Origin of the sequence: Ruegeria sp. 6PALISEP08, assembly GCF_001238295.1 — a bacterium.
Taxonomy (GTDB): Bacteria; Pseudomonadota; Alphaproteobacteria; order Rhodobacterales; family Rhodobacteraceae; genus Ruegeria.
Genome location: NZ_LGXZ01000002.1, coordinates 276,791 through 291,062, shown reverse-complemented (window position 1 = coordinate 291,062; position 14,272 = coordinate 276,791). Strand labels below are relative to the sequence as shown.

Below are 14,272 nucleotides of genomic sequence, written 5' to 3'. Positions count from 1 at the left end.
AACAGGCAAATTCAGGCGACGGATCAAAGGCATAAACGCAGTACGGACCAAGACATAAGGTCCGGGGACATTGAGGCGCACGTTGGGTATGTCGAGCAGGACAAACCCCAAAGTGGTGGTATTGATGGGTGGACCCTCGGCGGAACGCGAGGTGTCTCTCAGTTCTGGGCGCGAATGCGCAGCCGCCCTTGTGGGAGAAGGTTTTGAAGTGGTCGAGCTGGACGCAGGTCCCGACCTCTATGCGCGCCTTTTGGACATCAAGCCTGATGTGGTTTTCAATGCCCTGCATGGCCGCTGGGGTGAAGACGGTTGCGTTCAGGGTCTGCTGGAATGGATGCGGATTCCCTATACGCACTCTGGCGTGCTGGCCTCGGCCCTGGCGATGGACAAACAGCGTAGCAAGGAAGTGTATCAGGCCGTAGGGCTGCCCGTAGTTCCCAGTTTGATCGTTCCGAAAACTGCAGTGATCGAAGCGCACGTGCTGGAACCGCCTTACGTGGCCAAGCCGAACAACGAAGGCTCCAGCGTCGGCATCTACATCGTGCACGAAAACGCTAACGGCCCGCCGCAATTGTCTGAAGACATGCCCGATCAGATCATGGTCGAAAAATACGTGGCAGGGCGCGAACTGACCGTGACCGTGATGGGCGACCGCGCCCTGACCGTGACCGAGATCATGATTGATGGCGGTTGGTACGATTATGATGCCAAGTACAAGCCCGGCGGGTCTTGGCATGTGCTGCCCGCTGATATTCCGCAAGACATCTTCGACCGCTGCATAGACTACGCAGGGCGGGCGCATGATGCCTTGGGATGTAGGGGCGTCAGCCGTACCGATTTTCGGTGGGATGACAGCATGGGCGCCGATGGTCTGTTTCTGCTGGAGACCAACACTCAACCCGGCATGACGCCTACATCGCTGGCCCCGGAACAGGCCGCCCATCTGGGCATGACATTCGGCCAGCTTTGCGCCTGGATGGTGGAGGACGCCACATGCGACCGCTGACCGCCAGCCGTTCGTTGGAAATCCATCGGTCCAAACCCCTTTCGGGGCCGGATGCTGATTTCGCCTCGGCGGACACAGAACCGCATGAGACCGAGCCGCTTTTGCGCCTGCGTGGGGCACGGGTGTTTTCACGCACTGCGCGCCGCAGCGATCCGGCGCCTTCGCGTCTCAGCTATCGGCTCCAGCGATGGATGCTGACGCCGGGCATTCGCATGGGCGTCAAAGTGGGCCTGCCGCTCTGCGCCTTTGCGGCAGCCGTAGGGCTTTACTTCGCCTCGGAAGAGCGCCGCGAGGCTGTCATGGCCTTTGCCGCCGATATCCGCACCTCGATTCAGGACCGCCCCGAATTCATGGTCAATCTGATGGCCATCGATGGGGCAGGGACCAGCCTGTCCGAGGATATTCGCGAGGTTGTGCCTCTGGATTTCCCGATCAGTTCCTGGGATCTGGACGTCGAGCATATGCGCGACACGATCACTGGGCTGGACCCGGTGAAATCCGCAACCGTGCGCATCCGCCCGGGCGGCATCCTGCAAGTGGATGTGGTCGAGCGGCAACCCGTGATCGTCTGGCGCACCCGCGATGGGTTGGAACTGCTGGATGAAACCGGAGCCCATGTCAAGGAAACCCCCTCGCGCAAGGATCATGTTGACCTGCCGTTGATTGCGGGCAGGGGCGCGGATGCCCATGTGGCTGAAGCGCTCGAGCTATTCCGGACTTCGCGCAGCCTGGGCAATCGCGTGCGCGGGCTTGTACGTGTGGGCGAACGGCGCTGGGATCTGGTTCTGGACCGCGGTCAGCGCATCATGCTGCCGACCGACCGCCCGGTGCGCGCGCTGGAGCGCGTGCTTGCTGTGAACGAAGTGCAGGACCTTCTGGAACGCGACGTGGCCGTGGTGGATATGCGCCTTGGCCAGCGTCCAACCATCCGAATGACCAAAGCCGCCAGCGAAGACTGGTGGAATACAAAAGTGAATGTGAGTAACGGGCAGTAACGACAATGATGACCGATCTTTATCAGTCCCAACGTGCCATGCGGCAGATGCGGCGGCAGGCTTTACAACGCGGTGTGATCGCTATTCTGGATGTGGGCAGTTCCAAGATTGCCTGCCTTGTCTTGCGTTTTGACGGCACTGGCCGACTGAGTGAAGACAACACCATCGGCTCGATGGCCGGTCAGACTGGGTTCCGCGTCATCGGAGCGGCGACCACGCGCTCTCGCGGAGTGCAATTTGGCGAAGTCACCGCCATGCAGGAAACCGAACGCGCCATTCGCACCGCGCTGCAGGCGGCGCAGAAAATGGCCGATATCCGTGTTGATCACGTGATTGCATGTTTCTCTGGGGCCAACCCTCGCTCATACGGGTTGGACGCGCAGGTGGACCTTGACGGTCAGCTTGTGTCCGAGGCCGAGGTTGGACGCGTTTTGAACGCTTGCGACGTGCCCGATTACGGCGAAGGACGCGAAGTACTGCATGCGCAACCAGTGAACTTTGCGCTGGACAACCGTTCTGGCCTGATTGATCCGCGCGGACAGATGGGCCAAAGCCTTGCGGTCGATATGCATATGCTGACTGTCGATGCGACGGCGATCCAGAACATCGTGCGCTGTATCAAGCGCTGTGACCTTGAGCTGGCAGGCATTGCCAACTCAGCCTATGTTTCGGGCGTTTCAGCGTTGGTCGAAGATGAACAAGAGCTTGGCGCAGCCTGTATCGATATGGGCGGTGGCACCACCAGCGTGTCGATCTTCATGAAAAAACACATGATCTACGCGGATTGCGTCGGCATGGGCGGCGATCATGTGACCAGCGACATTTCGATGGGTCTGGGTGTGCCCGCGGCAGTGGCCGAACGGATCAAAACCTTCAATGGGGGCGTTCACGCCACCGGGGCCGATGACCGGGACATGATCGACATTGGTGGCGACACGGGCGACTGGGAACATGACCGTCGCACTGTCAGCCGGGCCGAGCTGATCGGAATCATGCGTCCGCGCGTCGAAGAAATTCTGGAAGAGGTCCGAGTGCGGCTGGATGCCGCCGGGTTCGAACATATGCCAAGCCAACAGATCGTTCTGACCGGGGGCGGCAGTCAGATCATGGGGCTGGACGGGCTTGCTACCCGCATTCTGGGGCAGCGCGTGCGCCTGGGACGCCCGCTGCGTGTACATGGCCTGCCGCAATCGGCAACGGGCCCTGCGTTTTCCTCCGCCGTGGGTCTCAGCCTGTTTGCGGCCCACCCGCAGGATGAATGGTGGGACTTCGAGATCCCAGTCGACACCTATGCTGCGCGCCCGTTCAAGCGCGCCGTGCGGTGGTTTCGTGATAATTGGTAAACATCTGCGAGGGGCCGCGCTGAGCGTTGCCCTGCTGCCCGGCTGGGCCATGGCCCAGAGCATGATCACGCCGGACGCATTTCTGGATGCGGCTGTTGGCAAAACACTTATGTTTTATGAGATTCGCAGTGGAGAACTGGTCGGGACCGAGCAATTTCTGAACCGCCACGTCTCGGTTTGGCGGGAAGAAGGGCGTGGCTGTGTTTATGGGCAAATTACCACGCCAAACGGTCAGATCTGCTTTCTCTATGACAACGACCCGGATGGAATTCCTGTCTGTTGGTGGCCCTTCTTGCACCAAGACCGCCTGATGGTGCGGCTCGCCTCCTTCGCGGACGGAGAGATTCAAGAAGTGCGCAGCATTACGGAAAGCAGCTTGAACTGCCCAAATGCCCCGACCAGTTGAAAAATCCGGTTGCGGCAGGACGATTTATCACTCAAGATATCCACAAGGCCCGTCAGAGGTCTCGCGGCAGGACCTGAGCAGTTTTCCGCAGTGTGAATGACGATCTATCAGAGCGTGAAGGGTAGCAAGACCTTCGCGGCCTGTCGGGTGTCTTGTGATGATCGCCGATGTTTCCGCTACATCTGGCAGAGCCTGCAAAATGCCGCCGGTTCGTGCCTTATTTCCTCCATATTTTGTGGTGAAACGCGATTTTTGACGTGACCTTTTCGCATCATCCGGCTAGAATCGTCCAAGGATAGGTAAGAAAAACACCGCTTTGGCGGGACAAAAATACAGGCGGACAGAGCATGACATTGAATCTTTCGATGCCCGGGCACGACGAACTGAAGCCTCGGATTACAGTATTTGGCGTTGGCGGTGCAGGCGGGAACGCTGTCAATAACATGATTGAGAAACAGCTGGACGGTGTCGACTTTGTGGTCGCCAACACCGACGCGCAAGCACTGCAGCAAAGTCAGTCCTCGGCACGTGTGCAACTGGGCGTGAAAGTCACCGAAGGTCTGGGGGCAGGGGCCCGTCCGACCGTGGGGGCTGCTGCTGCCGAAGAGAGCATTGAACAGATCGTCGATCATCTGGCAGGGGCCCATATGTGCTTCATCACTGCCGGTATGGGCGGTGGCACCGGCACCGGCGCCGCACCGATCATCGCACAAGCCGCCCGTGAACTGGGCGTTCTGACCGTTGGTGTTGTCACCAAACCTTTCCAGTTCGAAGGGGCCAAGCGGATGCGTCAGGCCGAAGACGGTGTTGAAGCGCTGCAGCAGGTTGTCGACACGCTGATCATCATCCCCAACCAGAACCTGTTCCGCCTGGCCAATGAGAAAACCACCTTTACCGAGGCGTTCTCGATGGCGGACGACGTTCTGTACCAAGGGGTTAAGGGGGTGACGGACCTGATGGTGCGTCCGGGCCTGATCAACCTCGACTTTGCCGACGTTCGCGCGGTGATGGACGAAATGGGCAAGGCGATGATGGGCACCGGTGAAGCGACCGGTGAAGATCGCGCTGTTCAGGCGGCGGAAAAAGCCATTGCCAACCCGCTGTTGGACGAAATCAGCCTCAAGGGCGCGAAGGGCGTGCTGATCAACATCACTGGCAGCCACGACCTGACCCTGTTCGAACTGGACGAAGCCGCCAATCGTATTCGCGAGGAAGTGGATCCAGAAGCGAACATCATTGTCGGGTCGACTCTGGACACAGTGATGGAAGGTGGAATGCGCGTATCGGTCGTTGCCACCGGCATCGACGCCAGCGAAAAATCCGCAGATGTGCCTGTTGCGCGCCGCTCGATGTCCGAGCCGCTGACCCGCACCGTTTCCGCGGAAGAGCACGTTCAGGAAGAAGCGCCTGTTGCAGCAGAAGTGGCAGATGCGGCGCCTCAGATGGAAGAAACCCGCGAACCTTCGCTGTTTGAGGCCGCAGAAGAGCCTGCGCAACCGCAGTTCCAACCGCGTGACGAGCGTGAGAGCGACGACCTGCCACCTCCGGCTTACCAGCCGCGCGTGGCCGAATTCGAGCCTCAGCCCGAGCATATCGAACATGCGCCCGAAAGCTATGTCGCGCCACGCGGGCATCAGGCCGCAGGCACACCGTCGCCCGAAGCGCTCCAACGTTTGCAGGCGGCGGTTCAAAAGGTTCCTTCAGCGCCGCAACGCCCGGCTGCGCCGCGTCAGCCCGAGATTGGTTCGCAGCCTGAACCTGAAGAACGCTCGCGTTTTGGCTTCAATCGACTGATTGATCGGATGACCGGCCATGCTGCGGATACACCGGCGCAAGCACCACGTCAGCAGCCCGTTTTGCGCCAGTCCGAAGCCACCGCACCGGCCCAGGATGAGGCCGACCCGGAACAGGATCGTATTGAAATTCCCGCCTTCCTGCGCCGTCAAGCCAACTGATCGCGGTAACAAAATCCACTCACAGGGCCGCTTCTCAGCGGCCCTTTATTGTTTGAAAATGGTATCTTACGAAGATGTAAGCAGGGTTTTGCCGATCTGTTACATACATGTTTCATTCGGTTACAAAGAGTGAGTTGAGCCTTGACGCAGGCTTCCTTAACTGAGTGTCCAACACAGCCCTCGCAGGCTGGACACTGCTCACCGAGGCCCATTTTGCAACATACGCTCAAATCTCCGGTCACGTTCAAAGGCGTTGGGCTGCACGGCGGCCAACCCGCCACCATGGTTCTCAAGCCCGCTGCCGTCGGTCACGGAATCTGGTTCAAACGGACGGATATTCATCTGGGCGATGCAATGATCCCTGCTATCTACCATGCGGTCGAGCGTACGCCGCTCTGCACCCGCCTGGTAAATGAGGCGGGTGTATCGGTCTCCACCATCGAACATATCATGGCTGCGCTGGCCGGTTGTGGTGTCCACAACGCGTTGATCGAGATTGACGGTCCCGAAGTTCCGATTATGGATGGGTCGTCGATCGATTTCGTGCGCGGAATCATGGCCAAGGGCGTGCGCCGCCAGGCCAGCCCGGTTCTAGCCTATGAAGTTCTGAAACCCGTGACCGCGTCACGCGAAGGCGCAGACGCCAGCATCGTGCCTGCGGACGGCCTGATCATCGACTTCCACATCGATTTCGAAGACAGCGCCATCGGCAGCCAGACGAAAACGCTGGATATGCGCAACGGTTCTTTTGCACGCGAACTCAGCGATTGCCGTACGTTCTGCCGTCGCACCGATGTCGAAGCCATGCGTGCCAACGGTCTGGCCTTGGGTGGTACGCTGGACAATGCCGTTGTTGTTCAGGGCGACGAGGTGCTGACGCCCGGCGGCTTCCGCCGTGCGGACGAAGCTGTGCGTCACAAGATGCTGGATGCACTGGGCGATCTTTATCTGGCAGGTGGTCCGATTCTGGGCCACTTCACCGGTAACAAGTCGGGCCATTCCCTGACCAACACCTTGTTGCGCAACCTGTTTGAAACGCCGGGTGCCGTGCGTCCGGTTCTGTGCACGCCGCAACAGGCCGCACGACTGCCGGGGCAAGGGTTGATCGTGAACGAAATTCCCGAAGTTGCCTGAGCCGATCAACTCTGACGACATTTACGCCAGAAGTTGCATAAGGCGTTTTGCACCGGAATTTTCTGTGCTAGACCATGGCTCAATTCGGGGCGAGCCCCATTAAGTAAGACGACAAGGATGGGCGGTATGGTTGGCAGCAAAGCGGCAGTCAGGTTCGCAGGTGCGATTCTTCTGGCAGCAGTTTTGACAGCATGCAGTAGCAAAGGCGCTGACCGCGATCAGAATCTGGAAGGGTTCACGCCCGAGCAGATTTTTACGCGTGGTGAATACGAACTGTCGCAGAATCGCTCGGACGATGCAGCGTGGTACTTCTCGGAAGTCGAACGTCTGTATCCTTATTCCGATTGGGCCAAACGCGCGCTGATCATGCAGGCGTTTTCATTCCATTCGGACAAGAACTACGAAGAAAGCCGGGCCGCAGCGCAGCGCTATATCGACTTCTACCCGACGGATGAAGACGCAGCCTACGCGCAATACCTGCTGGCGCTCAGCTACTATGACCAGATCGATGAGGTTGGTCGCGATCAGGGCCTGACCTTCCAGGCGCTGCAATCGTTGCGCACTGTGATCGAGGTCTACCCTGACAGCGAATACGCCACCTCGGCGGTTCTGAAATTCGATCTGGCTTTCGACCATCTTGCCGGCAAGGAGATGGAGATTGGGCGCTATTACCTGCGTCAGGATCACTACATCGCGGCGATCAACCGATTCCGCGTTGTCGTCGAAGACTTCCAGACCACCTCTCATACCGCCGAAGCGCTGTATCGTCTGGTCGAGGCTTATCTGTCCCTCGGCCTGCTGGATGAAGCGCAGTCTGCGGGGGCAATCCTTGGATATAACTATCAATCCACGGAATGGTATGACGATGCCTATAAGCTGCTGACCTCGCGCGGGCTGAAACTCAAGAGCCGTGGAAACAACTGGCTGAACACGATCTATCGTCAAACCATCAAAGGTGAGTGGTTGTAATCGCCATGGCCTTTGGTCTGGGACGCTAACGACCGGATGCTACGCGCCCTTGATATCCGCGACATGCTGATCATCGATCGGTTGGAGCTGACGTTCCAACCGGGGCTGAACGCGTTGACGGGCGAGACCGGTGCGGGCAAGTCGATTCTTCTGGATTCGCTGGGTTTCGTGCTGGGCTGGCGCGGACGGGCCGAATTGGTGCGGCAAGGTTCTGCACAGGGCGAAGTTGTCGCCGAGTTTGAACTCTCCACCGACCATCCAGCTCATGCGATTCTGGCCGAAGCTGGCCTCCCGGGTGGTGAAGAACTGATTCTGCGCCGCGTCAACACCGCCGAGGGGCGCAAGACTGCTTGGGTCAATGACCGCCGCTGCTCGGGCGAGGTATTGCGGGCGCTCTCCGAGACTCTGATCGAACTGCACGGCCAGCATGACGACCGAGGGCTGCTGAACCCGCGCGGTCACCGGGCGATGCTGGACGACTTCGCCGGGGTCTCGGACCAACTGGCCAAGGTCCGCGCGGCCTGGACTGAAATGTCGCGCACACGCAAAGCCCTGGCTGAGACAGAGGCCGCTCTGGCGGTTGTCCGCAGCGAAGAAGAATTCCTGCGCCACGCTGTGGCCGAACTGGACCAGTTGGATCCACAACCCGGTGAAGACGCCGAACTGGATGCTCGCCGCCGCATGATGCAAGGGGCCGAGCGTATCCGCGACGAAGTTGCGCGTGCCTTTGCCTTGCTGTCCGGCGATGGGGCCGAAGGGGCGATGTCCGACGCCATCCGCTGGCTGGAAGGTGCGTCTGACAATGCGGGTGGCCAATTGGAGGATCCGATTGCCGCGTTGGGGCGTGCAATGATCGAACTGGGTGAGGCGCAGGACGGTGTAAACGCCTGCCTTCAGGCGTTGGACTTCAACCCGGCGGAACTGGAACAGGCCGAGGAACGCCTGTTTGCCATCCGTGCGCTGGCCCGCAAGCATGACGTGACTCCGGATGAGCTGGGGGTTTTTGCCGAAACGCTGCGCGATCGCCTGAATCGCTTGGATGCAGGTGATGCCGATCTGGCAGATAAACGTGCAGCCGTGGACACGGCGAAGGCTGCCTATGAGACTGTCGCCGCCGCGCTCAGCGCAGCCCGTACTGCCGCAGCAGGGCGGTTGGACACGGCCGTCATGGCCGAACTCGCCCCACTCAAGATGGAACGCGCTGTGTTCGAAACCGAAGTCACCCCGTCTGAGCCGGGCCCCGAGGGCACCGACGCGGTGGCCTTCACCGTGGCCACCAATCCCGGTGCTCCGGCAGGGCCGCTGAACAAGATCGCTTCGGGGGGCGAGCTCAGCCGCTTTCTGCTGGCGCTCAAGGTCTGCCTGACAGGGGATGACAGCGCCCGTACGATGATTTTTGACGAGATCGACCGCGGTGTTGGCGGCGCTACGGCGGATGCGGTTGGACGCAGGCTGGCATCGCTGGCACAGGGCGGGCAGGTGCTGGTTGTCACCCATTCCCCCCAAGTGGCCGCCCGCGCCGCGCATCACTGGCGTGTGCAGAAACATGTGACAGAGGGGCAAACCCTGTCCACCGTTATTCCCTTGGCCGAACCGGACCGTGTGGACGAGATCGCGCGCATGGTGGCAGGCGACAGCATAACCGAAGAAGCGCGCGCTGCCGCCCGGGCCTTGCTGCAGACCTGACGTGCCTATGGCGTGAATTGATGCTCACACTGTCGCTATCTCACTTTTATATGGGCGCTCCGTGGCTTACTAAGGTGTAAGTGATGATCCCCGAGGGCCAATGACCCAATCGACCCGCACCGTTCTGCGCAACCAGTTCAATCAGGCTCTGGCCGCGATCAAGGATGCGTGGCGGGTGATGCTGCATCGGGGTCCAAGCCAGATCCAGTTCTGGTTCATCGCACTGGCCATCGGTATCGCTGCAGGGTTCATGGCGCTTGGTTTCCGTAAAGCCATCCGAGGCTTGCAGGCTTATCTTTATGACACCGATGATATCCTGCTGCTGCACAGCCATGCCGAAAAACTACCCTGGTTCATGGTCCTGATCATTCCCATCATCGGTGGTCTGGTTGTGGGCGTGATCTTGAACCAGTTCACCAATGACGGGCGTGTACGGTCCGTAGCTGATGTCATCGAAGGCTCTGCGGTCACTGACGGGCGAGTCGAGGTCAAGGCGGGCATCGCTTCGTTTTTTGCTTCGCTGATCACGCTCAGTTCCGGGGGGTCAACAGGGCGCGAAGGCCCTGTGGTGCATATGGCCGGTGTCATCTCCACATGGGTCAGCAACCGCATTCACGCGGATGGGATCACGGGCCGCGACCTGCTGGGCTGTGCGGTCGCAGCCGCCGTATCAGCCAGCTTCAACGCACCCATCGCCGGGGCTTTGTTCGCGCTCGAGGTTGTGCTGCGCCATTTTGCGGTTCATGCCTTTGCACCAATCGTCATCGCCTCGGTTGCCGGAACGGTGATCAACCGGCTGGAATATGGCGACGTTACCGAATTCACACTGGAGACGCCGGGATCGCTGCAATTCTATGTCGAGCTTCCGGCATTCCTGATCCTTGGCCTGATCTGCGGCTTTGTCGCACTGCTGCTGATGCGGTCAATCTTTTTTGCCGAGGATATCGGCAGCCATATCCAGAACCGCCTGTCCATCCCGGCTTGGCTGCGCCCGGCGGTGTCTGGCGCGATGCTGGGGCTGATGGCAATCTGGTTCCCGCATATCATCGGCGTGGGGTATGAGACGACAATTCGCGCCCTGACCGGTGATTTAGTGCTGACCACGGCCATTCTGTTTGCGGTGACCAAGACAGTTGCGGTGGCGATTACCATGGGCGGGCGCATGGGGGGTGGGGTGTTCTCTCCTTCTCTGATGGTAGGTGCGCTGACGGGACTGGCCTTTGGTCTGATCGCCACAGGGTTGTTGCCGGATGTCTCCGGCACCCACACGCTTTATGCCTTTGCCGGAATGGGTGCTGTAGCTGCGGCGGTTCTGGGCGCCCCTATCTCAACCACACTGATTGTTTTTGAACTGACTGGTGACTGGCAGATCGGTCTTGCCGTGATGGTGACGGTTTCCATGTCCACGGCACTGGCCTCGCGTCTTGTGGACCGGTCTTTCTTCCTGACACAGCTGGAACGGCGTGATGTTCATCTGGCTGCCGGACCGCAGGCTTACCTTTTGGCCATGCTGCGCGCCGGGGCGGTGATGCGCCCCATCGGCGATCCGCGTTCGATTACAAAGGAACAGGCCCTGGAATTGATCGAGCAGGGCATGTGCATTCAAGCCAGCGCCACGTTGGAAGCCGCGATGCCCTATTTTGCTCATGATGACATCCCTTGTATCCCGGTTGTCATTATCGAATCGGATGGATCAGAGACGCCCGTAGGGGCGCTCTATCACGTTGACGCGCTCAAGGCGTATAACCGAGCTTTGGCTGCAACGGCGGCAGAGGAGCATTCCTAAGCGTTACCCGCCATAAACGCTGGCGGCATCTCCCAAGTAATTGTCCCATGCAAACCAGTACGAGATATGACCTGCAACCCGCGACAAGCGCGTGCCATCCGGTCCGATCAACGCGTCTTCGGTCACGGTCCAGCTTTGACCCGCGCCATCCTGCAAACCGCTTTGCGTAGCTTTGAACGTATGGCCCTTGCGCTCATAGGCGCGCACGCTGCGTTCCTTTGGATCGCCGATCAGAACAAGCGGTGTCTGCGCAATGGCGTCATTGATCACCGGCTTGCTTTCAAATGCCTTCAGCGGCCAGGCCCGCGCGGCCCCGAACTGACGCACGGCAAAAATGTAGTCTTTCTGCCGATGTCGTGACTCTTCCACTACAGCGGGGAACATCAACTCGCTTGAGGCGAAATAATCCCGGTACACAACCCCCGAGCCATAGTTGCGTCGATGCCCGGTGTTCAGCGACAGGACGCGCGTTTTGGGGTGCGAATTTTTCCAGCTGTCCCACGTTGTGATCACCACCGGGCGCTGTTTCAACGCGATCCCGCTGTTCACCAAGGGCCCCACAACAGGTTTGCCGGTGTATTGATTCCACAGCGAATGTGTCTCGCGATCAAACATCAGCTTGTTCGACCGATAGAGGAAACCTGACGAGCCGAAAACGAACGGTTTTCGTCGCCCCGAAACCTGTGTTTCAAACAAGATACCCGATCCACAGAGCGTGCAATAAGCGAGCGCTACGGGCACACCGCCGATCACCTCGTTGAACATCTCGTGCCACCCCATAATCCGAAGCGGATAGGCACGCTCATCCCCGTTGATGGCCACGCCAAAAACAAGATCGTCGCCTTTCAGATATCCGGCATTCGAAGGCGAGATAAGGGTCGGGTTGTCCAGCGAAGGAATGCCATCCTTATGCACCCCGCCCCACGCGATTTCTTCCAGCCGTATCTTCATCCGGTCGCGTTGCAGATATTCTGGCCGCAGGAACACATCGAAGTTCGGATCGATCTGCAGCAGAACTTCGCGTTTGAACGGGATCAGCGAGGGGTGGGGGACAATCTGCGAGTTCCGTTCTTGCCACAGCATCCACTCGAACCAGTCGTTACCATAGCGCTGTCCGGTCAGGGCCTCCATCACCTCGACAATCTCATCCCGTCGGCGATCTGCATAGCGCATCGCGGTCAACAACCCGGGAACAACGTCCGGCTGGTCGCGATCCCTGAGGTAAGCCATCTGGTCCTCAAACGCGGTCCGGCGCCCGTCCAGTGTGCTGCGCAATGCCTCTAGAACCGGATCCTGCTGCGCCCACAGCATGCCGGGTGCAAGTGCACCGGCCCCAATCAGCCCTGTAAAACCGCGACGTGAAATCGACATGAGACCCTCCGGTAGTACCCGAAGGAAGTGTGCCGTAAATACCGCTCACTTGCATACCACAGATGCGTGAGGAGGGTTCCGACGTAAGATCCGTGGCCAAGTAAAAAAGAACCGGCCGGTTGATTGATGAGGTTTTTCTGGAAACGGCTGCTGGCCGACTGAGCTTTCGTGCGAACAAAGTTGCCCCAATTCTGCCAGCCAAAGATCAGCCAGGTTTTTCGCCTAACGCGTCATTCACTGCTCCGCTCGATTGATTTTCGTTGACGCGAATAATGCGGACAAGCGAGGTTTAAGAAACAGTTCGCATCATCTGAATGTGAGAATTCATGCGTGTATTCATCTTTCTTCTTCTTCCTATCCTGTTTGTCGGGATGATTGCGTTTCTGATTCTTGGTTTGAAACCGCCAAGCAGCATAAGGCTTGCGACCGGTGTGAGCGGAGGGGGCTATTGGCAGATCGGGCAACTTTACAAAGCAGAACTGGCCCGAGACGGCATTCACATTGATTTGGTTGAGACCGCAGGTTCTGTAGAGAACATAGAGAAGCTTGTTTCCGGTGACGTCGATGTCGCGTTCGTTCAAGGTGGTCTCGATCTTCCTCAAGATGGTGACTTGCATTCGTTGGGAGCCATTTTTCTTGAACCAATGGTGGTGTTTCGCGGAAAGCCAAACTCAATCGGTGGAAATGCAGGGAAATGGGAGGGCATCCGTCTTGCCGCTGGGGTAGAAGGGTCGGGAACCCGCGCGGCTGCCATTTCCCTGATCGAAGCGGCAGAGCTTGAGGACACGGGAATCACGCTGGTAGATGCGGGTGGCTCAGAAGCCATCGATGCGCTCTATTCAAACGAAGCTGATGCAGCTTTGTTTGTCGCACCTCTGGATGCGCCCTATTTGATGGACGCGATTTTTGATCCTAACATAAACTTCGTCCCTATGGCTTTGGTCGACGCGCTTGCACTAAAGCTCCGAGGGGCGAGTTCGGTGACCGTGCCTGCTGGGTCGATCACTCTTGATCCTCCAAGACCGCCCGAGGATGTAAAGATCCTTGCATTGAGGGCATCAATGATTGCCGGGCCTGATCTGCACCCGGCCGTCGCAGATCGGCTGGTTACCGCAGCTAAGATCATTCATGGACAGCCCGACATACTGCAGGGTTCAAGGGAATACCCGAAAACGGAGTCTCCGCCGGCTCCATTAAACGAAGTTGCTGAGGAACTGATAAACTCCGGACCAAACTTTTTGCATTCCATTTTGCCCTATTGGATTGCTGCGCAGTTTGGTCGTGTTCTTTTGTTACTGTTGCCTTTACTTTTCCTCGCACCGCTTTTGCGGATCGTTCCATCCGGGTATGTGTGGTTCCAGAAACGCCGTGTCTGGCGTTTTTATCAGCGGATCGCAGCGCTTGAGGAAGAGTTGGGGCAGGCTCGGACGCTAAGCGACGTGGATGCAGTGGCGGAAAGCATCGAAGAGCTGGACACCAGCATTGCCAACCTCAAGTTACCGCTTGCTTACCGTCAAGGTGCATATGACGCGCGATTGCATATCGGTTTAATTCGACAAGAGATCACGCGCCGCAGAGCAGCCGAACAAGAGCCCAAACCGGTCGCGGGCTTCTGATTCAA

11 protein-coding genes are annotated in these 14,272 nt (G+C 58.7%); 10 read left to right on the top strand and 1 reads right to left on the bottom strand.

Translation table 11 applies throughout. The features are described from left to right. Positions 1-82 precede the first annotated feature (82 nt). From ALB80_RS04535 to ALB80_RS04495, 9 genes are all read left to right on the top strand, one after another. Positions 83-1,006, top strand: coding sequence for a D-alanine--D-alanine ligase (locus tag ALB80_RS04535; RefSeq protein WP_157054139.1), 924 nt, complete (start codon positions 83-85; stop codon positions 1,004-1,006). Further along, positions 994-2,001: a cell division protein FtsQ/DivIB gene (locus ALB80_RS04530; RefSeq protein ID WP_083445186.1), complete on the top strand. Its 1,008-nt coding sequence runs from the start codon at positions 994-996 to the stop codon at positions 1,999-2,001. Before ALB80_RS04535 ends, ALB80_RS04530 begins: the two co-directional genes overlap by 13 nt. 8 nt (positions 2,002-2,009) lie before the next feature. Then, a complete protein-coding gene (ftsA, locus tag ALB80_RS04525) occupies positions 2,010-3,344 on the top strand; it encodes a cell division protein FtsA (protein ID WP_050603019.1) in 1,335 nt (444 codons plus the stop codon). Continuing rightward, entirely contained in the window at positions 3,331-3,750 is a 420-nt protein-coding gene (locus tag ALB80_RS04520) for a hypothetical protein (RefSeq protein WP_050602833.1), read from the top strand. The genes ftsA and ALB80_RS04520 overlap by 14 nt, the downstream gene beginning before the upstream one ends. A gap of 347 nt (positions 3,751-4,097) precedes the next feature. Beyond that, on the top strand, positions 4,098-5,705 hold the full coding sequence (gene ftsZ / locus ALB80_RS04515) for a cell division protein FtsZ (protein ID WP_050602832.1): 1,608 nt from the start codon (positions 4,098-4,100) through the stop codon (positions 5,703-5,705). Between the two features lie 213 nt (positions 5,706-5,918). Beyond that, complete coding sequence (gene lpxC / locus ALB80_RS04510; protein ID WP_083445185.1) at positions 5,919-6,839, top strand: UDP-3-O-acyl-N-acetylglucosamine deacetylase; 921 nt, start codon at positions 5,919-5,921, stop codon at positions 6,837-6,839. A gap of 126 nt (positions 6,840-6,965) precedes the next feature. Continuing rightward, complete coding sequence (locus ALB80_RS04505; protein WP_050603018.1) at positions 6,966-7,808, top strand: outer membrane protein assembly factor BamD; 843 nt, start codon at positions 6,966-6,968, stop codon at positions 7,806-7,808. Between the two features lie 36 nt (positions 7,809-7,844). After that, positions 7,845-9,494 carry a DNA repair protein RecN gene (gene recN, locus ALB80_RS04500; RefSeq protein ID WP_050602830.1) on the top strand — a complete coding sequence of 550 codons (1,650 nt, stop codon included), beginning with the start codon at positions 7,845-7,847 and terminating at the stop codon, positions 9,492-9,494. Positions 9,495-9,594: 100 nt separating this feature from the next. Then, positions 9,595-11,280 (top strand): chloride channel protein, encoded by a 1,686-nt coding sequence (locus tag ALB80_RS04495; RefSeq protein ID WP_050602829.1) that lies wholly within the window; start codon positions 9,595-9,597, stop codon positions 11,278-11,280. A gap of 3 nt (positions 11,281-11,283) precedes the next feature. On the opposite strand, the gene ALB80_RS04490 is transcribed toward ALB80_RS04495, so the two are convergent. Next, positions 11,284-12,651, bottom strand: a complete 1,368-nt coding sequence (locus tag ALB80_RS04490) for a DUF3179 domain-containing protein (RefSeq protein WP_050602828.1) — start codon at positions 12,649-12,651, stop codon at positions 11,284-11,286. Positions 12,652-12,977: 326 nt separating this feature from the next. Here ALB80_RS04490 and ALB80_RS04485 point away from each other — a divergent pair, with 326 nt between their 5' ends. Then, entirely contained in the window at positions 12,978-14,267 is a 1,290-nt protein-coding gene (locus tag ALB80_RS04485) for a TAXI family TRAP transporter solute-binding subunit (RefSeq protein WP_050602827.1), read from the top strand. The last annotated feature ends 5 nt before the right edge of the window (positions 14,268-14,272 follow it).

Excerpts from the sequence above, each read along its gene's own strand:
- ALB80_RS04530 (WP_083445186.1), top strand. The coding sequence starts at position 994 with ATGCGACCGCTGACCGCCAGCCGTTCGTTGGAAATCCATCGGTCCAAA.
- ftsA (WP_050603019.1), top strand. The coding sequence starts at position 2,010 with ATGACCGATCTTTATCAGTCCCAACGTGCCATGCGGCAGATGCGGCGG.
- ftsZ (WP_050602832.1), top strand. The coding sequence starts at position 4,098 with ATGACATTGAATCTTTCGATGCCCGGGCACGACGAACTGAAGCCTCGG.
- ALB80_RS04505 (WP_050603018.1), top strand. The coding sequence starts at position 6,966 with ATGGTTGGCAGCAAAGCGGCAGTCAGGTTCGCAGGTGCGATTCTTCTG.
- recN (WP_050602830.1), top strand. The coding sequence starts at position 7,845 with ATGCTACGCGCCCTTGATATCCGCGACATGCTGATCATCGATCGGTTG.
- ALB80_RS04495 (WP_050602829.1), top strand. The coding sequence starts at position 9,595 with ATGACCCAATCGACCCGCACCGTTCTGCGCAACCAGTTCAATCAGGCT.
- ALB80_RS04490 (WP_050602828.1), bottom strand. The coding sequence starts at position 12,651 with ATGTCGATTTCACGTCGCGGTTTTACAGGGCTGATTGGGGCCGGTGCA.
- ALB80_RS04485 (WP_050602827.1), top strand. The coding sequence starts at position 12,978 with ATGCGTGTATTCATCTTTCTTCTTCTTCCTATCCTGTTTGTCGGGATG.